Annotated in this window: 2 protein-coding genes; both read left to right on the top strand. The window is 72.2% G+C overall.

The genetic code is table 11. The annotated features are described in order from the left end of the window. Positions 1–115 precede the first annotated feature (115 nt). Complete coding sequence (locus tag GT354_RS27665; protein WP_161359098.1) at positions 116–526, top strand: cobalamin B12-binding domain-containing protein; 411 nt, start codon at positions 116–118, stop codon at positions 524–526. Between the two features lie 45 nt (positions 527–571). Next, on the top strand, positions 572–963 hold a 392-nt coding region (locus tag GT354_RS27660), incomplete at its 3' end, for an SWIM zinc finger family protein (protein ID WP_161359097.1).

Raw genomic sequence — 963 nt, 5'->3', positions numbered from 1 at the left:
GACGGCGGCCGGCGAGGCGGGAGCCCGGGACGACCGACGGTGGATCCGCGGCGCCGGCCGGGTCGGCCGCCGGTTACGCTCCGGACGAGGCTTCGCTACGTAGTTGGAGGCAGTGATGGGTGTTCCCGGACCGATCAGGATCGTCGTGGCCAAGCCCGGGCTCGACGGGCACGACCGCGGCGTCAAGGTGGTCGCCCGTGCGTTGCGCGACGCGGGCTTCGAGGTCGTGTACACGGGGCTGCACCAGACCCCGGTGCAGATCGTCGAGACGGCGATCCAGGAGGACGCCGACGCGATCGGCCTGTCGGTGCTCTCCGGCGCGCACATGACGCAGTTCGCCAAGGTCATCGAGTTGCTCAAGGAGCGCGACGCCGAGGACATTCTGGTCTTCGGCGGCGGGATCATCCCCGAGGAGGACCTGCCGGAACTGACCCGTCTCGGGGTCGGCGCGGTGTTCACGCCGGGTGCTCCGACCCAGGACATCGTGGACTGGGTGCGCACGAACGTGGCGACCGCGTCGGCCTGAGCGCCGACGTGAAGGGTGTCGGTCCGGGGTCGTACCGTGACGCCCATGCTGGAACGGTGGACCGCGGAACAAGTGCTGGCACTGGCTCCTGACGCCGCGTCACGCAAGGCCGGCGACAAACTCGCGGTGCCGCGACCGTGGTCACGCACGGGCAGCGCCGAGCTCGCCGGCGGCGGGGGCGCGGTGTGGGGGGAGTGCACAGGCAGCGGTGCGACGCCCTACCGCACGGTTGTCGACCTGTCCGGCCCCGCGTCGCAGTGTTCGTGTCCCAGCCGCAAGTTTCCGTGCAAGCACGTCCTCGGGTTGCTCCTGTTGTGGGCGGGCGGCACCGAGGCGTCCATCGGCGTCGCCCCGGACTGGGCCGACGCGTGGTTGACCGCGCGTCGCGACCGGGCCGAGAAGGCCGCCGTCGCCGGGCCCACCCTCGCCGACCCCGC

Origin of the sequence: Streptomyces sp. SID3343 (genome assembly GCF_009865215.1) — a bacterium.
In the GTDB taxonomy this organism is placed as follows: Bacteria; Actinomycetota; Actinomycetes; order Streptomycetales; family Streptomycetaceae; genus Embleya.
This window is presented reverse-complemented; position numbering and strand designations above follow the sequence as displayed.